Origin of the sequence: Actinomadura rubrobrunea NBRC 15275 (assembly GCF_001552235.1) — a bacterium.
GTDB lineage: Bacteria > Actinomycetota > Actinomycetes > Streptosporangiales > Streptosporangiaceae > Spirillospora > Spirillospora viridilutea.
Map to the genome: position 1 here is coordinate 1 of NZ_BCQU01000057.1, position 21349 is coordinate 21349.

At 72.3% G+C, this 21349-nt stretch carries 16 protein-coding genes and 1 pseudogene; 5 read left to right on the plus strand and 12 right to left on the minus strand.

Annotated elements, in window-relative coordinates; all coding sequences use genetic code 11:
* A pseudogene (locus AR3_RS18215) lies at positions 1-355 on the minus strand (glycosyltransferase family 1 protein); the annotation flags it as partial.
* Between the two features lie 201 nt (positions 356-556).
* Between AR3_RS18215 and AR3_RS18220 the strand changes: the two are divergent.
* Entirely contained in the window at positions 557-1690 is a 1134-nt protein-coding gene (locus tag AR3_RS18220) for a DUF1972 domain-containing protein (protein WP_083951663.1), read from the plus strand.
* Positions 1691-1852: 162 nt separating this feature from the next.
* On the opposite strand, the gene AR3_RS18225 is transcribed toward AR3_RS18220, so the two are convergent.
* On the minus strand, positions 1853-3484 hold the full coding sequence (locus tag AR3_RS18225) for a PQQ-binding-like beta-propeller repeat protein (protein ID WP_146150168.1): 1632 nt from the start codon (positions 3482-3484) through the stop codon (positions 1853-1855).
* A gap of 173 nt (positions 3485-3657) precedes the next feature.
* Positions 3658-6897, minus strand: coding sequence for a LamG-like jellyroll fold domain-containing protein (locus AR3_RS18230; RefSeq protein WP_067915434.1), 3240 nt, complete (start codon positions 6895-6897; stop codon positions 3658-3660).
* 211 nt (positions 6898-7108) lie between these two features.
* Here AR3_RS18230 and AR3_RS18235 point away from each other — a divergent pair, with 211 nt between their 5' ends.
* The 4 genes from AR3_RS18235 (at position 7109) to AR3_RS18250 (ending at position 11618) form a co-directional block, all read left to right on the plus strand.
* A complete protein-coding gene (locus AR3_RS18235) occupies positions 7109-7720 on the plus strand; it encodes a hypothetical protein (protein WP_067915435.1) in 612 nt (203 codons plus the stop codon).
* A 75-nt stretch (positions 7721-7795) separates the two neighbouring features.
* Complete coding sequence (locus tag AR3_RS18240) at positions 7796-9601, plus strand: NosD domain-containing protein (protein ID WP_067915436.1); 1806 nt, start codon at positions 7796-7798, stop codon at positions 9599-9601.
* A gap of 75 nt (positions 9602-9676) precedes the next feature.
* Positions 9677-10996: an O-antigen ligase family protein gene (locus AR3_RS18245; protein ID WP_067915437.1), complete on the plus strand. Its 1320-nt coding sequence runs from the start codon at positions 9677-9679 to the stop codon at positions 10994-10996.
* 22 nt (positions 10997-11018) lie between these two features.
* A complete protein-coding gene (locus AR3_RS18250) occupies positions 11019-11618 on the plus strand; it encodes a dTDP-4-dehydrorhamnose 3,5-epimerase family protein (RefSeq protein ID WP_067915438.1) in 600 nt (199 codons plus the stop codon).
* Between the two features lie 69 nt (positions 11619-11687).
* On the opposite strand, the gene rfbD is transcribed toward AR3_RS18250, so the two are convergent.
* The 9 genes from rfbD to AR3_RS18295 form a co-directional block, all read right to left on the minus strand.
* On the minus strand, positions 11688-12533 hold the full coding sequence (rfbD, locus tag AR3_RS18255) for a dTDP-4-dehydrorhamnose reductase (protein WP_067915439.1): 846 nt from the start codon (positions 12531-12533) through the stop codon (positions 11688-11690).
* Positions 12530-13519: a dTDP-glucose 4,6-dehydratase gene (rfbB, locus tag AR3_RS18260; RefSeq protein ID WP_067915440.1), complete on the minus strand. Its 990-nt coding sequence runs from the start codon at positions 13517-13519 to the stop codon at positions 12530-12532. The genes rfbD and rfbB overlap by 4 nt, the downstream gene beginning before the upstream one ends.
* Complete coding sequence (locus AR3_RS18265) at positions 13516-14583, minus strand: glucose-1-phosphate thymidylyltransferase (protein ID WP_067915441.1); 1068 nt, start codon at positions 14581-14583, stop codon at positions 13516-13518. The genes rfbB and AR3_RS18265 overlap by 4 nt, the downstream gene beginning before the upstream one ends.
* A gap of 173 nt (positions 14584-14756) precedes the next feature.
* On the minus strand, positions 14757-16019 hold the full coding sequence (locus AR3_RS18270; RefSeq protein WP_067915461.1) for a sulfate adenylyltransferase subunit CysN: 1263 nt from the start codon (positions 16017-16019) through the stop codon (positions 14757-14759).
* A gap of 51 nt (positions 16020-16070) precedes the next feature.
* The gene (gene cysD, locus AR3_RS18275; RefSeq protein WP_067915442.1) at positions 16071-16985 is read right to left on the minus strand and encodes a sulfate adenylyltransferase subunit CysD; all 915 of its coding nucleotides are present in this window, start codon (positions 16983-16985) and stop codon (positions 16071-16073) included.
* A gap of 90 nt (positions 16986-17075) precedes the next feature.
* A complete protein-coding gene (locus AR3_RS18280) occupies positions 17076-17894 on the minus strand; it encodes a 3'(2'),5'-bisphosphate nucleotidase CysQ (RefSeq protein WP_067915443.1) in 819 nt (272 codons plus the stop codon).
* A 248-nt stretch (positions 17895-18142) separates the two neighbouring features.
* Complete coding sequence (locus AR3_RS18285; protein ID WP_067915444.1) at positions 18143-19621, minus strand: sugar transferase; 1479 nt, start codon at positions 19619-19621, stop codon at positions 18143-18145.
* Between the two features lie 248 nt (positions 19622-19869).
* Positions 19870-20451 carry an aminoacyl-tRNA hydrolase gene (pth, locus tag AR3_RS18290; RefSeq protein ID WP_067915445.1) on the minus strand — a complete coding sequence of 194 codons (582 nt, stop codon included), beginning with the start codon at positions 20449-20451 and terminating at the stop codon, positions 19870-19872.
* A 109-nt stretch (positions 20452-20560) separates the two neighbouring features.
* On the minus strand, positions 20561-21169 hold the full coding sequence (locus AR3_RS18295) for a 50S ribosomal protein L25/general stress protein Ctc (protein ID WP_067915446.1): 609 nt from the start codon (positions 21167-21169) through the stop codon (positions 20561-20563).
* Positions 21170-21349: the final 180 nt, after the last annotated feature.

A 21349-nucleotide genomic window follows, 5' to 3' on the forward strand; every position in this document is an offset into this window, starting at 1 on the left:
GGGCCGCCGCCAGCCACAGCGGGATGGTGACCGTGTTCACGTACAGGGCGGCGGCGCGGGTGCGGCGCAGCAGCCGGACGGCCCGCGGCAGGGCCCGCAGCGACGCGGCCGCGAGCCGCACCACCCCGCCCGGCGACATGTACGCCTTGCGCAGGACGGGAACGGGCAGCACCACGACCTCGGCGCCCGCGTCCCGCAGCGGCTCCGACAGCGGCCCGTCGGCGGGCAGGGTCACCAGCACGCGCCACTCGGCGGCCAGCGCCCGGACCGACTCCACCAGCATGCGGTCCGAGCCGTAGAGATCGGGCGACGGGTGCGCGAGCACCACCACGGATCTCTCGTCACCCTCGTCCACGGCCCCCTCCTTCCGGCGCCGGATGCGCACAGTCACCGCCGTCGCGCCAACCCTCAGATTAACCGCGCTTTACTAACAAGACGCGCGAGACGGCCGCTCGCCTTACGCTGACCAAATCGAACCGTGCCGTTCTACGACCGCGGCCGGATCTTCGGTTCAACAAGGTAACGCTCAGCGAGGGGATCCAGGGTGCGCATCGCCATGGTGGGAACGCGCGGAGTGCCCGCGCGGTACGGCGGCTTCGAGACCGCCGTCGAGGAGATCGGACGCCGGTTGGCCGCCTCCGGCCACCAGGTGACGGTGTACTGCCGGGGCGAGCGACATCCCGAGCGGGAGTACCTGGGCATGCGGCTGGTGCACCTGCCCGCGGTGCGCGCCAAGGCCGCCGAGACGCTCAGCCACACCGCGCTGTCGGTCCTGCACACCGCCGGCCGCCGGATCGCGCGCCGCGGCCCCGACGTGGCGCTGGTGTTCAACGCGGCGAACGCGCCGCTGCTGCCGGTGCTGCGCGCGCTGCGCATCCCCGTCGCCACGCACGTCGACGGCCTGGAGTGGAAGCGCACCAAGTGGAGCGGCACCGGGCAGCGCTACTACCGGGCCGCCGAGCGCCTGGCGGTGCGCTGGTCGGACGCGCTCATCGCCGACGCGCGCGGCATCCAGGACTACTACCGGGAGCGTTTCGGCGCCTCGTCGGTGTTCATCCCGTACGGCGCGCCGATCCTCACCGAGCCCGACAACGCCAAGCTCGCCGAGGCCGGGTACGAGCCGGGCGGGTACCACCTGGTGGTGGCCCGGTTCGAGCCGGAGAACCACGTGCACCTCGCCGTCGAGGGCTACCGGCTCAGCAAGGCCGAGCGTCCGCTCGTGGTGGTCGGCTCGGCGCCGTACTCCGACGAGTACACCGCGCGGGTGAAGGAGCTCGCCGGAGACGACCCGCGCATCAGGTTCCTCGGCGGCGTCTGGGACCAGGATCTCCTCGACGCGCTGTACGCGGGCGCGCTCACCTACATCCACGGCCACTCGGTGGGCGGCACCAACCCGTCGCTGCTGCGCGCGATGGGCGCGGGCGCCCCGGTCGTGGCGTTCGACGTGAACTTCAACCGGGAGGTGCTGGGCGAGGAGGCCGGGCGGTTCTTCACCGGCCCGCAGGACCTCGCCGCCGAGATCGAGGCGGCCGAGCGGGACCCGGGCACGGCCGCCGACCGGGGCGCCGCCGCGCGCAAGCGGGCCGCCGAACGCTACGTGTGGGACGACGTGGCCGCCGATTACGAGCGTCTCTGCGAGGACCTGCTGGCGCGCCGGCTGACCCGCAGGACCGTCCGCGGCGGCGGGTGAGTCCGCGTCGGCGTTCGCTGCCGGGCACCGGTCGTCCGCCGCCACGTGAACGGGCCGCGTTCCGGGACGGATCTCCCGGAACGCGGCCCGTCGCGTTCTCTCCGGTCTGTCCTGGCTCTCCGGTCTGCCCTGGGCGTCTCCGCCGGGGTCAGCGCGCGGCCGTCACTTGGTCACCGCGTTGGACGCGGGGCTGGTGACGGTGTTCCCCAGGGGGTCCTTCACCCGGATCTTGTAGGTGTGCTTGCCGCGCGGCGCCTTGGTGTCGGTGAAGGTGAGGGTGGGCAGCTGCCAGAACGTGGACGCCCGGCTCACCGTGCCGACGGGGGTGGTGCCGTTGTCGCGCAGCACCTCGTAGGTGAGGTTGGCGTTGTCCATGTCCCAGGTGGCCTTCCAGGACACCCGGATGGAGCCGTTGGCCGCCTTGACGGCCTTGGGCGCCGCCACACCCGACTTCTGCGGGCCGGACTTGTTGGGCGCCTTGGCCTTGACGGCGAACCGCACGAGCCCCTGCTGCGCCACGCCGTTGACGCGCGGGAACTCGCCGCCCAGCGCGATGTACTCGGAGTTGCCCGTCACCGCCCAGGCGGCCTGGGACTGGCCGGTGAAGGTGCCCGCCGACAGGGTCGGGAACCAGTGCAGCAGGCTCGGCACCGGCTGCCTGCGGTAGTTGCTGTTGGACCCGGGGGGCGCCTGGTCCTTGCCGGTGGCGTAGGTCGTCTCGGCCAGCGCCCGGTGCCACGACGGCGGGTTCGTCTCGGGGAACGCGCCGAGCGAGGAGCAGTCGTGGGCGTGCGACACGCTGTAGAGCGACTTGCCCTGCGCGTACACGCCGTAGGTCGCGCCGTAGCAGTTGTCCAGCCAGATCAGGTCGCCGTTCGACGCCTTGGCGGCGAACCGCCCGTCGAACCAGTGCAGCCCCTCGCCGTTGGCCGACCCGTACACGGTGTCGCCGGACACGAACAGGTCGGTCACGTACGAGTAGCGGCTGCCCTGCCGCGTCGGGATCGGGCGGCTGTTCCACGTGGCGGTCGCGCCCGTGGTGGTGTTGACCGCGCCGATGCCGACCTTGGCGACGCCGTTGAGCTTCTGGAACCGGCCGCCGATGATGACGCGGTTGCTGCCCGCCATCGCCATGGCGAACACCTCGTCGTCGTCGGCGGTGGGACGCCAGGCGTCGATGAGCGACCCGTCGGACGCCTTCACCGCGGCCAGCCGCGTCCGGGACTTGCCGTTGACGTTGAAGAAGTTCCCGCCGAAGTAGACGGTCGAGTTGGTCGCGGCGATGGCGCGGACCTTGTTGGAGACGCGCGGGGCGAAGCTCGTCACCAGCTTGCCGGTGGCGGTGTCGAACGCGGCCAGCCGCGACCGCGCCTTGCCGTCCACCTCGGTGAACTCCCCGCCCACGTACACGCGCTTGCCGTCGGGGGACCGCGTGATCCGCAGGCCCTGCCCGTTGAGCGAGTGCTTGAAGTTCTTGACCGGGTTCCCGGTGCGGATGTCGAACGCGAAGATGTTCTTCGCGTCGATCTCCTTGCTGCTTCCCGGCGCGGTGCCCGGGGGCCGCGCCTTGGTGAACTTGCCGGTCGCGTAAACGGTGTTCCCGACCGTCGTCATGCTCCACACGACGCCGTTGACCTGCCAGGTCGGCAACGCGTCCGCGCTCACCGTGGCCGGCGTCCCCGAGGGCGGCGCCGTGTCGGCCGCCGCGGGGGCGGCGGAGACGCCGAGGACGGCGGTCGAGGCCGCGACGGCGGAGGCGACCGCACGACGACGTCGAAGCGAAGGACTTGTCACGAGTCAGATCCCTTGCCAGATGGCCCCTGTGACCCCTGCGGTCACTTCGATCCGGAGATCGTAATGCTCGGCCGCAGGGGACACAGCGACAACGGACGAAATTGTCTGCATATCGGGAGGCGCCCCGTCGCGGCGGGTCAGCCGTCCGGCGCACCGCCGCGGCGGGGCGCCCGTCACTCGGCCGCCCGCGCGGTGAAGTCGTCCACCGCCAGGACGACCGGCGCGTTGGTCGCGCTGCCCGACAGCTGGGAGCGCAGCCCGACGCCGCCGGACGTCTGCAGCCCGGAGGTGGCGTCGGTGCCGGTGACCTGCCAGTCGGGCTCGGCGGCGCCGTCCGCCCACACCTTCGCGCTCAGCGTGGTCGGCGCGGTGCCCGTCACCCTCAGGCGCAGCCGCAGCGGGACGCCCGGCGTGTAGGTCAGGCCGGAGACGGTCTGTTCGGCGCCGATGACAGTCTCGCTGTTGCCGGCGTCGGTGCGGCTGATTTGCAGGGAGACGACCCCGGATGGCCGCAACCGGACACGCGCCCGGTAGTCGCCCGCGCCGGCGACGCGGCGCCCGGCCACCCAGAAGTAGACGCCGTTGCCGGTGCCCTCCTTGTCGACCGACAGCTTGACGGTGACGTCGGTGCCGGCGGCGGACACGCCGTTGAGGTACGCGCCCATGGCCGCGCCGGGGGCGCCGAGCGTCATCTTGCCGACGCCGCCGCCCACGGACAGGCCGCTGACCGTCCCGACGCCCGACCACGGACCGCCGATGTCGGCGGTGCCGAACCCGCCGCTGACGGTGCGCTCGAAGCCGTCCGAGGCGAGGGTCTGCGAGCGCGCGGTGACGGTGCGCTCCGTCTCGTCGGTGGCGCCGTCGTCGTCGGTGACGGTGAGCTTGACGGTGTGGTCGCCGGGGCTGGTGTACGTGTGCGTGACGGTCGCGCCGGCGCCGGTCTTCCCGTCGCCGAAGTCCCACGCGTACGCGGTGATCGACCCGTCGGCGTCGGTGGAGCCGGTGGCGTCGAACGTGCAGGTCATCCACTCGCACTCCGCGGTGAACGCGGCCGTCGGCGGCTTGTTCGGGGTGACGGCGCCGGTGCCGACGCCGTAGTGCTGGGCGACCTGCTCGGCCGTCAGGGCGCGCGGGTACACCGCCACCTCGTCGAGCGTGGCGTTGAGGAAGTTGCTCGTCGGGCGGTTCGGCCAGGAGCCGAGGTTGTCCCCGCCGACGCGCCAGTAGCCGGAGAACTTCTCCCCGTTCTTGACGGTCGGGTCGGCGGCGACCTGCTGGCCGTCCACGTACAGCCGCATCCCGTCGGACGCGTCCAGCGTGCCGACGACGTGGTGCCACCGCCCGTCGTTGAGCCCGGCGCCGCTCTGCACCGTCTTGACGGAGTCCGCCGGCTTGGCGCCGAAGACGACGCGGCCGTCGTTGGTCATGTACAGGTGCCGGTCATAGGCGGTGCTGTTGCCGGAGTTGCGGTTGCCGTAGCCGATGATCTTGCCGCCGGAGGTGCTGGTGGTCTTGACCCACGCCTCCACGCTGAAGTCGCCCGGCGTCGGCACGGCGGGGGTGCTGGACGTGCCGGTGGAGGTGCCGTTGAACCGCATCGCCCGGTCGGAGTCGTTCGCGACGGCCCCTGCCTGGCCGCGCGTCACCCCGGACTGGAGGGTCAGGTCGTAGGGGCCCGCGTGGTCGTAGGCGGGTCCGCTGCCGCCGTCGCCCAGGCGCCAGTGGTCGGCGGGTCCGTCGCCGGCGATCGTCTGAGCGTACGCGCTGGGCGTCGCGGACACCGCGGTCACCGCGTTGGACGCGGCGCTGGTGACGGCGTTGCCGAACGGGTCCTTGGCCCGCACCTTGTAGGTGTGGGCCCCCGACGGAGGGGCCGCGTCGACGAACGCGGCGCTCGGCATGTCCCAGAAGGTGGACGCCTTGGTGACGCGTCCGATCGGCGTGCTGTCGCCGTCCCGCAGGATCTCGTAGGTGAGGTTGTTGTTGTCCATGTCCCAGGTGGTCTTCCAGGACACGCGGATCCTGCCGTCGGGCAGGGCGACCGCCTGGGGCGTGCCGAGCTCGGACTGTTCCGGACCGGTGTTGTTGGGTGCCTTGTCCTTGAGGGCGAACCGCACGAGCCCCTGCTGCGGCACCCCGTTGACGCGCGGGAACTCGCCCCCCATGGCGATGTAGTCGGAGTTGCCCGTCACCGCCCACGCGGCCTGGTACTGACCGGTGAACGTGCCCATGGCCAGCGTCGGGAACCAGTGCAGCAGGCTCGGCACGGGCTGGCCGGAGTAGTTGCTGTTGGAGCCGGGGGGCGCCTGGTCGGTGCCGGTCGGGTAGCTGGTCTCGGCCAGCGCGCGGTGCCACGTCGTCGGGTTCGTCTCGGGGAACGCGCCCAGAGACGAGCAGTCGTGGGCGTGGGACACGCTGTAGACCGACTGGTCTTGGACGAAGATGCCGTAGGTCGCGCCGTAGCAGTTGTCCAGCCACACCAGGTCGCCGTTGGACGCCTTGGCGGCGAACCGCCCGTCGAACCAGTGCCACCCCTCGCCGTTGGCGGACCCGTACACGGTGTCACCGGACACGAACAGGTCGGTGACGTACGAGTACCGAGAGTCTTGCCGCGTCGGAATGGGGCGGCTGGTCCAGGTCGCCGTCGCGCCCGTGGAGGCGTCCACGGCTCCGATGCCGACCTGGGTGGCGCCGTTGAGCTTCTGGAACCGGCCGCCGATGATGACGCGGGTGTCGCCCGGCGCCATCGCCATCGCGAACACCTCGTCATCGTCGGCGGTGGGACGCCAGGCGTCGATGAGCGACCCGTCGGACGCCCTCACCGCCGCCAGCCGCGTCCGCGACTTGCCGTTGACGTTGAAGAAGTTCCCGCCGAAGTAGACGGTCGAATTCGTCGCGGCGATGGCGCGCACCTTGGCCGACACCGTCGGCGCGAAGTCGGGGACGAGGGCGCCGGTGGCGGTGTCGAACGCCGCCAGCCGCGACCGCGGCTGCCCGTCCACCTCGGTGAACTCCCCGCCCACGTACACGCGCCGGCCGTCCGGGGACGCGACGATCCGCAGACCCTGCCCGTTCAGCGAGTGCCGGAACGACGTCACCAGCTCGCCGGTGCGGATGTCGAACGCCACGATGTTCCGCGCGTCGACCTCCTGGCCGCTGCCCTCCGCCGTGCCCGGCGGACGCGCCTTGGTGAAGTTGCCGGTCGCGTAGACGGTGTTCCCGACCGTCGTCATGCTCCACACGACCCCGTTGACCTGCCAGGTCGGCAATGGGTCCGCGCTCACCGTCGCGGGGGTCCCGGCGGGTGGTGCCGTGTCGGCCGCCGCCGGACCCGCCACGACGCCCTGGACGGACGTCGCGGCGAGCGCACCCGCCGCCGTGACGGCCGCGACGCGGCGCGTGAAGCCGCGCACGAGACATTTCATAGGAAGCAACCTCAAAGTCGTATTACTCCGGACTGTGACAGCCCGGTCACCCCACCAGGTCGCCAATACTCGACCGTCAATCATTGCCGCTCTTTTACACTGTTGGCCACCCCAGGGGACCTGCTTCGCCTGCAGCACGCCCGCTCCATCCGCCGGCGTCCGTGCTCCCCGATTCCGCGACAACCGAGGAGATAGCCGCATGCCCCGTTCGGGTTCGCGTCCGGTCCGGCCGATCCGGCAGGCAGGCCGCGTGGCCGGTTCCGGCCTGACGCTCGCATTGGCCCTCGCGCTGGCGCTGTCCGGATGCTCCGGCGACGACAAGAAGAAGAAGGAGGAGGCGGGTCCGCCGCCGCCCCCGCCCAGCCAGCAGTCCGAGGCGGACGCCAACGCCGCGCCCGGCGCGCAGAGCCTGCGGCTGTCGCAAGGGCTGCGCAAGCCGGTCACCTACGACGACAAGATCACCGTGCAGGTCACCGGCATCCGCAAGGTGCGCAACCAGAACAAGGGGCCGGGCGAGATGACGGGCCGCGTCCTGACCATCTTCACGCTGCGCTTCACCAACGGCTCGCCGCGCCCGCTCGACCTCAACCAGGTGCGCGTCGTGGCGCGCTACGGCCCGCGGAACACCGAGGCCAGCCCCACCTCCTACGCCAACCTCAACGACTTCTACGGCACGGTGGCGCCGGGCAAGACCCGGTCGGCGTCCTACGCCTTCGACCTGCCCAGCTCCGGGTACGGAAAAGTGACGCTGGGGGTCAAGTTCAGCGACACCCACAAGGTCGCGCTGTTCACGGGGGCCATCGAAGCCTGATCCGGCGCACAACGGCCGTTCACGGTCGCGTCCAATGCGCGCCGGTCGCCGGGACGAGCGGTTAGTGTTCGCGTCATGAGCGGCAGCACCCGTAGGACGTGGATCATCAGGGCCATCGCCCTGCCGGCGGCCGCCGCCGTCGCCGTCCTCGGCTGGCTGGCGCCGCGGGACGAACGGCCCGCCGAGACGGTCGCGAGCACCGTCGGCGCCGCCCGGGTCGGCAGCACCCGCTACCCCGCCCCGGACGGCGCCCTCTACGTCGCCCCGACCGGCCGCGACTCGGCGTCCGGCGACCGCGGCGCGCCGCTGCGCACCGTCGCCGCCGCCATCGCCAAGGCGCGCTCCGGCGACACCGTGGTGCTGCGCGGCGGCACCTACCACGAGTCGGTCACCGTGCCGCCCGGCAAGAAGCTGACGCTGCAGGCGTACCCGGGGGAGGCGGTCTGGTTCGACGGCAGCTCCCCCGTGACCGGATGGGTGCGGCGCGGCGACGCGTGGGCCGTCGACGGCTGGACGGCCTTCTTCGACTCCACCCCCGGCTACACCAAGGGCGCGCCCGAAAGCTCCGATCCCGCGTTCCGGTTCGTCGACCGCGCCCACCCGATGGCCGCCCATCCCGACCAGGTGTGGATCGACGGCGTCGCGCAGCGGCAGGTCGGCTCGCTCGACCAGGTCGACGAGGGCACCTTCTACGTCGACGAGAAGGCCCGCCGCCTGTACATCGGCACCGACCCGCGCGGCCGCGCGGTGCGCGCCAGCACCCTCGCCGAGGCCATCACCGTGCGCGGCGCCGGGTCCGCGCTGCGCGGCATCGGCGTGCGCCGCTACGCCACCTCCATCCCCCAGCTCGGCTCGGTGAAGGTGGCCGCGCCAGACGTCACCGTGGAGAACGTGGCCGTCACCGACTCGGCCACGACCGGGCTGAGCGTGGTGGCCCCGCGCGCCCGCGTGCGCCGCGTCACCGCGACCCGCAACGGGATGCTCGGCGTGCACGCCAACCACGCCGACGACCTGCGGCTGGAGTCGGTGCGCGCGGCGAACAACAACACCGAGCGCTTCAAGCCCTCGCCCGTCGCCGGCGGCATCAAGATCACCCGTTCCCGGAGGGTGGCGCTCGTCGGCGGCGCCGCCGTGGGCAACCGCGGCAAGGGCGTCTGGCTGGACGAGTCGGTCTACGACATCACGCTCACCGGATACCGCGTCGCCCGCAACAGCGACCACGGCGTGTCCCTGGAACTGAGCGCCAAGGCCGTCGTCGCCGACAACGTGATCCTCGGCAACGGCGGCGACGGGCTGCGGCTCAACGACACCGGGGACGCCGAGATCTGGAACAACACCGTGGTCGGCAACGGCCGCGCCGTCCACCTGGTGCAGGACCGGCGGCGCGCCGCCGACCTGTCGGTCCCCGGCCACGACCAGCGGCAGAAGCTGCCCGACCCGACCGTGCCGTGGCTGGTGCGCAACGTCGCCCTGCGCAACAACGTCCTCGCCGACGCCCGCAGCGGCGCCCCGTGCCTGCTGTGCGTGCACGACCACTCCGAACGCCCGCGCGGCGCGGAGCGCATGGGCATTTCCGCCAACGGCAACGTGTACGTCCGCCCCGGACGCGGCACCCCGTTCTTCCTGGTCGTCTGGCAGCGCGACGGCGCCGCCCCCGCGACGTTCGCCGGGCTCGAGGCGTTCCGGGCGCAGACCGGCCAGGAGAAGAAGGGCGTGGCGTTCGACGACCCCGCCGCCGCCGCGCCCGACGGCTCGCTGTCCGCCGCGGCCGCCAAGCGCGCCCGCTCCGCGCCCCTCCCCCTCCCGGCCCGCATCGCCGAAAAGGTGGACCGCCGGGCGGGCGCCCGCCACGTCGGCTCCTGGGCCGTCGCGCACGGCTGACCGGCGTCCGCCGCGCGGGCCGCGCCGGAGGCGAAGCGGGCCTATTCTGAGGGCGATCCGTTCTCGGGAGCGCCGTTGAAGGTTGCCAAGTTCTCCGTTCTGCCGCACCGCCGCACGCGGCCCGCCGTGCCCAGCGCGGGCTGGTGGACGGTGCTGCTGCCGCTGGCGTTGATGCTGTCCAGCGACTACAAGCTGCGCAGCCGCGAGGTCGACCAGGCGGTCAGCGGAAGCGCCGACCTGACGGTGCTGGTGGAGATCGCGATCTACGGCTGCACGGCCCTGTACCTGCACCACCGGTTCCGGCTGCGGCCGCCGGCGCGGCGGCCCAGCGGGGTGCTGCTGGCGGCCTGGGGATTCGCCGGGTACGTGGCGCTCTCGGCGCTGTGGTCGCCGTACAAGGAGCTCGGCGTCGTGCGCGGCGTGCAGCTGCTCGTCACGATGACGCTGATCTACACGATCGCGACCCGGGCGCAGCCGCGCGACCTGCACCGGCTGGCGCACGCCTTCATCGTGATCGTGCTGCTGTCGGTGGGCATCGGCGTGGCGCACCCGTTCCCGCGCACCGCCCACACCCAGGAGCGCTTCAACTGGCTGTACGTCCACCCCGTCATCGCGGGCGTGTACCTGGCCGTGGCGGTGCTGCTGGTCATCGGCTACCTCACCCGCCGCGAGCATCCCGAGCACCGGCTCTGGCATCCCCTGGCCTACGTCGTCGCCCTGGCGGTGCTGTCGGGCGCGCTGGTGGCCACCGGGACCCGCGGGGCGGCGCTCGGCTGCGCCTTCGGGGTCGTCGTCCTGCTGGCCACGGCGCGCGGCCCGCACGGACGCGCGGACGTCATCGTGGTCGGCGCGGCCGTGGCGGTGCTGGCGACGCTGGCGTTCTCCGACAAGATCATGGCGTTCGTGGCGCGCGGCGAGACCGCCGAGAAGCTCGCGTCCCTGAACTCGCGCACCGACCTGTGGGAGCTGGCGCTGGTCGCCTACGCCGAGGAGCCGCTGTTCGGACGCGGCCTGGGCGCGTCCCGAGGGCTGTTCCTGGAGGACATCGGGCTGGGCGGCGGCCACAACGCGTTCATCAACGCGCTGGTCGACAACGGCGCGTTCGGCGCCCTCCTCTTCGCGGCGCTGCTGATCGTCCTCGCGTACACGCTGCTGCTCCTCGCCCGGCACCGTCCGCTGCGTCCCGACGCGGGGCTGCTGCTGGGGCTGCTGGGCTTCTTCCTGGTCGACAGCATCACCACCGAGGGCCTGGCCACCCCGGCCAACGTCTCCGGCATCTGGCTGCTGATCATGGTGGCGTGGACGGAGACGCTGCGCCGCCAGGCCGCCGTGCTGACCGCGGCGCCGGCGCCCCAGGCCGAACCCGAACCCGAGCGGGCGTCCGCCCCGGTCTGACCGCTGTGGCATCCTTGCGCGTGTGGAACCACTGGGCATCAAAGGCGCCTTCTCGTTCACCCCGCGCATACACCGCGACCACCGCGGCTCCTTCCACGAATGGTTCCGGGCGGACGAGCTGCGCGCGCAGGTCGGCCACGAGCTGAACCTCGCCCAGGCCAACTGCTCGGTCTCCGCCCGCGGCGCGCTGCGCGGCGTGCATTTCGCCGACGTCCCGCCCGGGCAGGCCAAGTACGTCACGTGTCCGCGCGGCGCGATCCTCGACGTGGTGGTGGACCTGCGCGTCGGCTCCCCCGACTTCGGCCGCTGGGAGGCCGTCCGGCTCGACGAGGAGAACCGCCGCTGCCTCTACCTCGCCGAAGGGCTCGGCCACGCCTTCCTGGCGCTCACCGACGACGCCACCGTCATCTACCTGTGCTCCCAGCCGTACGCGCCCGAACGCGAGCACGGCGTGCACCCGCTGGACCCCGACCTCGGCATCGCCTGGCCGCGGGACGTCGAACCGGTGCTGTCGGCCAAGGACGCCGCCGCGCCGAGCCTGGCCGAGGCGCAGAAGTCCGGCCTGCTGCCGGACTACCGCGCCTGCCTCGACTACTACGCCGCCCTCGGCCTGCCGACCTGACCCGACCTGACCGGACCCGACCCGCTCCCGCCCGCGGCGGGCGTCGCCCGGCGCGGGACGGCGCCAGGGTCAGCTCAGAGACGGCCAGGCCGCGTGCAAGGCCTCGCGCCAGTCGCGCATGGGCTTCAGCCCTACCCGCGTCCACCGGTCGTGGCCCAGGACGCTGTAGGCGGGACGGGGCGCCGGACGCGGGAACCGGTCGGTCGTGGTCGGCCGCACCCGGTCCGGGTCGAGACCGAGCAGGGCGAACACCTCACGGGCCAGGCCGTACCAGGTGGTCTCCCCCGCGTTCGTGCCGTGGTAGACGCCGGGCGGCGCGCCCGACCCGACCAGCGCGATGACCTGTTCGGCCAGGTCGCCGGTCCACGTCGGCTGGCCGCGCTGGTCGTCGACCACCTCGACGGTGTCGCGTTCGGCGGCCAGACGCGTCATCGTGCGGACGAAATTGGGGCCGTGCGCCCCGTACAGCCACGCCGTGCGCACCACGTAGCCGCGCCCGGTGTCGAGGACGGCGCGCTCCCCCGCGAGCTTGGTGCGGCCGTACGCGCTGACCGGCGCGGGCGGGGCGTCCTCGGGGTAGGGACGGTCGGCCCGCCCATCGAACACGTAGTCCGTGGAGATGTGCACGAGCGTGGCGTCGACGTCCCCGCACGCGGCGGCCAGGGTGCGCACCGCGTCGCCGTTGACCGCCAGCGCGGCGTCCTCGTGCGCCTCGGCGTCGTCGACGGCCGTCCACGCCGCGCAGTTGACCACCGCGTCCGGGCGGTGCCGCCGCAGGGCGTCGCGGACGGCGGCCGCGTCGCGCACGTCGAGGTCGGCGCGGGTCAACGCCACGACGTCGCGGCCGCGCCCGCGCAGCCGGCGCACCAGCTCGGTGCCGAGCATGCCGCCGGCGCCGACGACCATCCAGGTCATCCGGCGTCCTCGGCGCGCTTCTTCAGCGGCTCCCACCACGCCCGGTTGTCGGCGTACCAGCGGACGGTCTCGGCGAGGCCGTCCTCGAACGACACCCGCGGCGCGTACCCCAGCCGGCGCAGCTTGGCGTCCGACAGCGAGTAGCGGCGGTCGTGGCCCTTGCGGTCGGGGACGTGCTCCACGCGGCTCCAGTCGGCGCCCACCGCGTCGAGCAGCCGCCGGGTCAGCTCCCGGTTGGTCAGCTCCGCGGTGCCCGCGATGTGGTACACCTCGCCGGGCTCGCCGCGTTCGACGACCGTCTGGATGCCGCGGCAGTGGTCGGACACGTGGATCCAGTCGCGCACGTTGCCGCCGTCGCCGTACAGCGGCACGGTGCGGCCGTCCAGCAGGTTCGTCACGAACAGCGGGATGACCTTCTCCGGGTACTGGTACGGCCCGTAGTTGTTGCCGCACCGGGTGATGCACACCGGCAGGCCGTGCGTGCGCGCGTACGCGCGGGCGATCATGTCGCCGCCCGCCTTGGACGCCGAGTACGGCGAGTTGGGCGCGAGCGGCGCGTGCTCGTCCCACGACCCCTCGTCGATGCTGCCGTACACCTCGTCGGTGGACACCTGCACGACGCGCGGCACGCCCGCGTCCAGGCACGCCTGCATGAGGGTCTGCACGCCGAGCACGTTGGTGCGCACGAACTCGCCCGCGCTGTCGATGGACCGGTCGACGTGCGACTCGGCCGCGAAGTTGACCACCACGTCGTGCCCCGGCACCACCTCGGCGAGCAGGGCGGCGTCGCAGACGTCGCCGCGCACGAACGTGAACCGCCCCTCGACCGGCTCCAGGTTGGCCAGGTTGCCCGCGTAGGTGAGCTTGTCCAGCACCGTCACCTCGGCGTCCGCCCACTCCGGATAGCCCCCGGACACCAGCTCGCGCACGTAGTGCGAGCCGATGAACCCGGCCCCGCCGGTGACCAGGATCCGCCGCGCCCTCATTTGCTGATCTGCACCTTGCTGTGGTCTCCCAGTACGAGACGGTGAGCCCTGGGCACGGGCGGAGCGGGCGTCACCCGTGCCTGCCTTCCGATGAGCGAGCACTCGATGCGGCCGACGCCGTCGATGGACGCGCCGCGCAGCACGATCGAGTACTCGATCTCGCTGTCCACGACCGAGCAGTCCCGGTCGATGGAGGTGAACGGCCCGATGTAGGAGTCGCGGACCACCGCGCCGGGCCCGATGACGGCCGGGCCGACGACGCGCGACCCGGTGACCCGCGCGCCCTCCTCGACCACCACCCGGCCGATCAGCTCGCTGGACGCGTCCACCTCGCCGGCCACCGAGGGCTCCACGCCCTCCAGCACCAGCCGGTTCACCTCCAGCATGTCGGCGACGTTCCCGGTGTCCTTCCAGTAGCCGGACACCATCGTCGACTCCACCCGGCGGCCCCGGTCGATCAGGCCCTGGATGGTGTCGGTGATCTCCAGTTCGCCGCGCCGGGACGGTGTGAGCCGCGCCACGACCTCGTGCACCACCGGGCTGAACAGGTAGACGCCGACCAGGGCCAGATCGCTCTTGGGATGCTCCGGCTTCTCCTCCAGCGCCACCACCCGGCCGTCCGCGTCGAGCTCGGCCACGCCGAACGCGCGCGGGTCGGACACCTTGGCGAGCATGATCTGCGCGTCCGGCCGCTCCCGGCGGAACCGGTCCACCAGCTCCGTGATGCCGCCCACGATGAAGTTGTCGCCCAGGTACATGACGAAGTCGTCGTCGCCGAGGAACTCCCGGGCGATGAGCACCGCATGCGCCAGCCCGCGCGGGGCGTCCTGCCGCAGGTACGTCACCTCCAGGCCGAACCGCGACCCGTCGCCGACCGCCGCCCGGATCTCCGCCTCGGTGTCCCCGACCACCACGCCGACCTCGCGGATCCCCGCGTCGGCGATGGCCTCCAGCCCGTAGAACAGCACCGGCTTGTTCGCCACCGGCACCAGCTGCTTGGCGAAGCTGTAGGTGATCGGCCGCAGTCGCGAGCCGGACCCGCCCGCCAGGACGAGCGCCTTCACCGGGCGCCCCGCACCGGCGGGAGCGACGAGACGGAGGGTTTCAACGACGGCTCCAGTGCTGCCAGGAACGTCAGTGACGCGACTTCGACATCGACATTACCGGCACCTGACCGATGACGGCCCCGCATCGTCCCACCTCGGACACCCGGTCAACCCGGACGGCGCCGCGGGCGTCACGACGCGCCGCTGATCATTCCGGCCGCGACCGTGTTGTTGGTGGCCTCGTCGATCAGCACGAACCCGCCGGTCAGCCGGTTGCGCGCGTACTCGTCGACGAACAGCGGCTGGGTGACGCGCAGGCTCACCCGCCCGATCTCGTTCAACCCGAGCGCGCCCGCCTGCTCGTCGCGGTGCAGCGTGTTGACGTCCAACCGGTAGTGCAGGTCCTTCACCAGCGCCTTCGCGGTGCGGGTGGTGTGCTTGATCAGCAGCTTGGTGCGGGGCGCCAGCTGCCGCTCCGGCGTCATCCAGCACACCATCGCCTCCAGGTCCTGGGCGACCTGCGGCCGGTTGTTCGGACGGGCGATCATGTCGCCGCGGGAGATGTCGATGTCGTCGGCCAGCCGCAGCGTCACCGACATCGGCGCGAACGCCTCGCTCACCGGCCCGTTCGGCCCGTCGATGTGGGTGATGACGGTGGTCAGCCCGGACGGCAGGTGCACCACCTCGTCGCCCGGCTTGAGCACGCCGCCCGCGACCTGCCCGGCGTACCCGCGGTAGTCGTGCAGCGCCGGATCGGTGGACTTGTGCGGGCGGATGACGTACTGCACCGGGAACCGCACGTCGATCAGGTTCCGGTCGGAGGCGATGTGCACGTGCTCCAGGTGGTGCAGCAGCGACGTGCCCTCGTACCACGGCATGTTCGCCGAGCGCTGCACCACGTTGTCGCCGTGCAGCGCCGAGATCGGGATGAAGGTCAGGTCCGCGACCTCCAGCTTGGCGGCGAACTTGGTGAACTCCTCGACGATGTCCTCGAAGACCCGCTGGTCGTAGTCGACCAGGTCCATCTTGTTCACCGCGACCACCAGGTGCGGCACCCGCAGCAGCGTCGCCAGGAACGCGTGCCGCCGCGACTGCTCCAGGATGCCCTTGCGCGCGTCCACCAGGATGATCGCCAGGTCGGCGGTGGACGCCCCGGTCACCATGTTCCGGGTGTACTGGATGTGCCCCGGGGTGTCGGCGATGATGAACTTGCGGCGCGGCGTGGCGAAGTAGCGGTACGCCACGTCGATGGTGATGCCCTGCTCCCGCTCGGCGCGCAGCCCGTCGGTCAGCAGCGCCAGGTTGGTGTACTCCTCGCCGCGGTCGGCGCTGGTGCGCTCCACCGCCTCCAACTGGTCCTCGAAGATCGACTTCGAGTCGTACAGCAGCCGCCCGATCAGCGTGGACTTGCCGTCGTCCACGGACCCGGCGGTGGCGAACCGCAGCATGTCCATCGGCTTGCCCCGCCGGTCGGACGGCCGGGCGGCGGACTCGGTGGCGGCCATTTAGAAGTAGCCCTCCTTCTTGCGGTCCTCCATCGCGGCCTCGCTGGTGCGGTCGTCGGCGCGCGTCTGGCCCCGCTCGGTGATCCTGGTGGCGGCGATCTCCTCGATCACCTCGTCCAGCGTGGTGGCGGTGGACTTGACCGCGCCCGTGCAGGACATGTCGCCCACCGTGCGGTAGCGCACCATCGCCTCGAACACCGGCTCGTCCTCGCCGCGGTTGGCGTACGGGTTGTCGTCCAGCAGCAGCCCGTCCCGCTCGAACACCCGCCGGGTGTGCGCGAAGTAGATGGACGGGATCTCCAGGCCCTCGCGGCGGATGTAGTCCCACACGTCCAGCTCCGTCCAGTTCGACAGCGGGAACACCCGCACGTGCTCGCCCGGCCGGATCCGCGTGTTGTACAGGTTCCACAGCTCCGGCCGCTGGTTCTTCGGGTCCCACTGGCCGAACTCGTCGCGGAACGACACCACCCGTTCCTTGGCGCGCGCCTTCTCCTCGTCGCGGCGCGCCCCGCCGAACGCGGCGTCGAAGCGGTGCTCTTCGATGGCGTCCAGCAGCGTCGTGGTCTGCAGCCGGTTGCGGGACGCCCACCGGCCGGTCTGCTCCACCACGCGGCCCTTGTCGATCGACTCCTGGACCGACGCGACGATCAGCCGCACCCCCAGCTCGGCCACCCGCCGGTCGCGGAACTCCAGCACCTCGGGGAAGTTGTGCCCGGTGTCGACGTGCATCACCGGGAACGGGATCGCCGCGGGCCGGAACGCCTTGTGCGCCAGGTGCAGCATGACGATGCTGTCCTTGCCGCCCGAGAACAGCAGCACCGGCCGTTCGAACTCGGCCGCCACCTCCCGGATGATGTGAATCGACTCCGCCTCAAGGACGTCCAGCTGTGACAGCAGGTAATCGCAGCGCTGCATGGTCTGGGGTTCTCTCCACGCTCTCTGGCAGATGCACCGGTGGCCGGGATGACACCGTCCCCGCCGGTCGGGGGCGGCGGGTCCGGCAGGTCAGCTCGGCGGGACCGCGCCCACGTCCCGGATGCCGGTCAGCAGCATCGATGCCGACACGGGGTGGCAGACAAGGATATCCGGCAGCCGGGGATCCTCCTGGTTGTAGCGCGGCGCGGCGCCGTCGACGCGCGACACGTGCGCGCCCGCGGCCAGCGCCACGGCGACCGGCGCGGCCGAGTCCCACTCGTACTGGCCGCCCGCGTGCACGTACGCGTCGACCTCGCCGAGCAGCACCGCGCAGATCTTCGCCCCGGCCGAACCGATCGGCACCAGCTCGACCTCGGCCTCCACGCGGTCGGCCAGCGCCTCGACGAACGCGGGAGGGCGGGTGCGGCTGACCGCGACGCGCAGGCGCCCCGGCGCGGGCTCGAGGACGCGCAGCGCCCGGCCCGCGGAGCCGTCCCACGGCTCGACGAGCGCGCCGTCCGGCGCGGTGCGCAGCGTCACGCCGCGCGCCGGCAGCGCGACCGCTCCCGCGGCGAGCCCGCCGGACCGCCACAGCGCCACGTGGACGGCCCAGTCGGCGCGGCCCTCCTCGGCGAACTCGCGGGTGCCGTCGAGCGGGTCCACGATCCACACCCGGTCGGCGTCCAGCCGCGCCGGGTCGTCCTTGCCCTCCTCCGACAGCACCGCGTCGCCCGGCCGGTGCTCGGCGAGCGCCGCGGCCAGGCGCTCGTGCGAGCGCATGTCGCCGGCCTTCCTCAGGGCGTCGGCGTCGGCGAAGCCGACCTCCTCGCGCACCTCCAGCAGCAGGCGTCCGGCGTCGCGGGCCAGCCGGGCCGCCAGCGCGTGGTCATCCCGCGGGCTCTGCGTCATCACTCGCCATTCCCGGGTCGATCGATCGGTTGGATCACCATTGTCGCCTATGCCGCTCGCCCGCTTCGGGCCGCCCCCCGCCCGTCGTCGCGCAAGGGACCGCCCGCGAGAAGACACTGCAGGCCGGACGCGGCGAACCCGGGTGGCGTCCCACCGGGCGGGACCCGTCCCGCCGACCGCTGAACGGCGACCTCAGTACGCCGACCGCGGTACGCCGACCGCTGTACGCCGTCCGCTGTACGCCGACCTCAGTACGCCCCGGACCCGCGGACCACCGCCGACCAGGTCTTCCACAGGATCAGCAGGTCGAGCGCGAGCGACCAGTTGTCCACGTAACGCAGGTCCAGCCGGACCGACTCCTCCCACGACAGGTCGGAGCGCCCGCTCACCTGCCACAGCCCGGTCAGGCCCGGCTTGACGGCCAGCCGCCGGTACACGTCGCCGCCGTAGCGGGCCACCTCCTCCGGCAGCGGCGGACGCGGCCCGACCAGGGACATGTCCCCGCGCAGCACGTTGATCAGCTGCGGCAGCTCGTCCAGCGAGTAGCGGCGCAGCTTCCGCCCGATCGGCGTGATCCGCGGATCCTTCCTGATCTTGAACAGCACGCCGTCGTGCTCGTTGTGCACCAGCAGCTCGGTCTTGCGGGCCTCCGCGTCGACCACCATGGTGCGGAACTTCAGCACGGTGAACTCGCGCCCGTCGCGGCCCACCCTGGTCTGCCGGAACAGCACCGGCCCTTCGCTGGTGAACTTGATCAGCAGCGCCACCACCAGCAGCAGCGGGCTGAGCACCACCAGCGCCACCAGCGCCATCACCCGGTCGAACAGGTCCTTGACGACCTGCCGGCCGCCGTCCAGCTCCGGATGCTCCACGTGCAGCAGCGGCAGCCCCGACACCGGGCGGATGGAGATCCGCGGCCCGGTCACGTCCATCAGCGCGGGCGCCACCACCAGCTCCACGTCGTCGCGCTCCAGCTGCCAGGCCAGGCGGCGCAGCGCCACCCCGTCCATCTCCGGGCACGCCAGCACCGCCACCGAGTCGGCGCCCACGCGCTCCACCACGGCCGCCGCCTGCCGGAAGTCGCCCAGCACCGGCACGCCCTCCACCTCGTCGACCGCGTCCTCGCCCTCGACCAGCGCCGGCGGCAGGCACACCGCGACGATGTCCATGCCGTGATAGCGCTTCTGCCGCAGCAGGCGGATCAGGTCGGCCACGGACGTGCGGTGCCCCACGGCGACCACGCGCCGCATGTACTCGCCCTCCCAGCGCCGGCGGTGCAGCCACTTGCGCAGCCGGTACCGCGCCACCAGCCCGAAGAACGTGCCCAGCGGCAGCGCCATCACCACGTACCCGCGGGCCACCTCGGTCTTGGTGGCGTACGCCACGATCGCCACCGTGGCGGTGAGGATGAACCCCGCCCGCAGCACCCGGTGGAACTCCTCGTACCCGACGCCGATGTAGCGGGGCTGGTAGGCGCGGCACAGCGCCAGGATCGGCAGCCACGCCAACGGCAGGGCCACGGTCAACGCGACGTACGGCAGGGTCAGCTCGCCCGGCATGCCCGGAAAGCGCAGCACGTACGCGACCGCGCCCGCGACCAGCATGCTCAGGAAGTCCAAGGTGAGCGCACGCCGACGATAGGTCGCCGTCCAATTGACGGAGTGGCGCTGACGCGGCCCGTCCTTCGCGGACGCGTCCGCCACCTGGACCTTGTCGACGACGGCCATAGACGTCTCACCACCCCTGCCACATGCGCCCCGGAAGACGTGGTCCAACTCGGAGACGGCTGAACGGCCTTTGAGGTTCACATGCCACGCGAACCCCGGACGGCCGCATCTTACGGACGCATCTCCCCGACGGACGCCCAAAACGGGCAGTGCGCTGCGGTTTTGTTACCTGGCCTAATGGATCACCTCACCGCCGGGCAACAAAAACACCCCCGGCGCGCCCGGCGGGGGCCGCCGCCGCGCCCGGCTCAGGAGGCGTGGAAAACGTTCTGCGCCGCCGCCAGCCCCCGCGTGAGCAGCGCCTCCACCGCGTCGGCGGCGCGCTCCACGTTCAGATCCAGTTCCTTGCGCTCCGCGGCCGAGAAATCCTTGAGAACGTACACCGCGGGATCCATGCGCCCCGGCGGACGCCCCACACCGAACCGCACCCGCAGATAATTCCCGCCGCCCAGCGACTTGGTGATCGAACGCAGCCCGTTGTGGCCATTGTCGCCGCCGCCCTGCTTGAGCCGCACCGCGCCGTAGGGGATGTCCAACTCATCGTGAACGACGACGAGCCGCTCCACGGGAACCTTGAAGAAATCGCGCAGGCCCTTCACCGGGCCCCCCGAATCGTTCATGAAACTGCGGGGCTTGGCGAGCACGACCCGCTCCCCCGCCAGGCGCCCCTCGACCGCCTCCGCGTGCACCCGGCGGTGCGCCTTGAACCGCCCGCCGACGCGCCCCGCCAGCGCGTCCAGCACCATGAACCCGGCGTTGTGCCGAGTGCCCGCGTACGACGGCCCCGGATTGCCCAAGCCGACCACCAGCCACGGCTCAGAACCCGTCACCGCACCTCCCTACCGCGAAACCCGACGGCCCCCGCCGGTGCACACCGACGAGGGCCGTCGACAACCACATGGCGCACGCCGCGACACGCGCCCCGGCGGAACCGCCCGCCTACTCGGCGGACTCGCCGGCGGCGCCCTCCGCCTCCTCGGCCTCCGCGCCCTCGGCCGGAGCCGTCGACGCCGACGCGTCGCTGATCTGCAGGACCAGCGTCTCCTCGTCGGTCGCCAGCGACACCCCGGACGGCAGCTTGACGTCCCGCGCCAGGACCTGCGTGTCGATCTCCAGGCCGGTGACGTCGACCTCCACCGCCTCGGGGATGTGCGTGGCCTCGGCCTCCACGGCCAGCTGCACGACCTCCTGGGCCACCCGGCCGCCGGCCACCACGTCGCCGACCACGTTCACCGGGACCTCCACGGTGACCTTCTCGCCGCGCTCGACCAGCAGCAGGTCGACGTGCTCCAGGAACCCCTTGATCGGGTCGCGCTGCACGTCCTTCGGCAGCGCCAGCTCGCTGCCGCCGTTCAGCCCCTCCACGCGCAGCAGCACGTTCGGGGTCTTGAGCGCCAGCATGAGCTCATGGCCGGGCAGCGAGATGTGCTGCGGGGCGGTGCCGTGGCCGTAGAGGACGGCGGGCACCTTGCCGGCCCGGCGGGCGCGCCGTGCGGCCCCCTTACCGAACTCAGTGCGCGGCTCGGCGGCGATGCGTACCTCGGACACGGCGAAAACTCCTCGTTCTTGCGATCCACGGCCGTCCGGCACGGACGTCCGCTGCGGACAAAGCGATCAGGCGGGTGCTCGATGCGTCGGGCGCCTCGAAGACTTCGTGCGTACCCCGGGGAGCGGAGATCCGACGCGGAGCCGCACTGAACGACCCGGGGCATACGCGGGTTCCCCGAG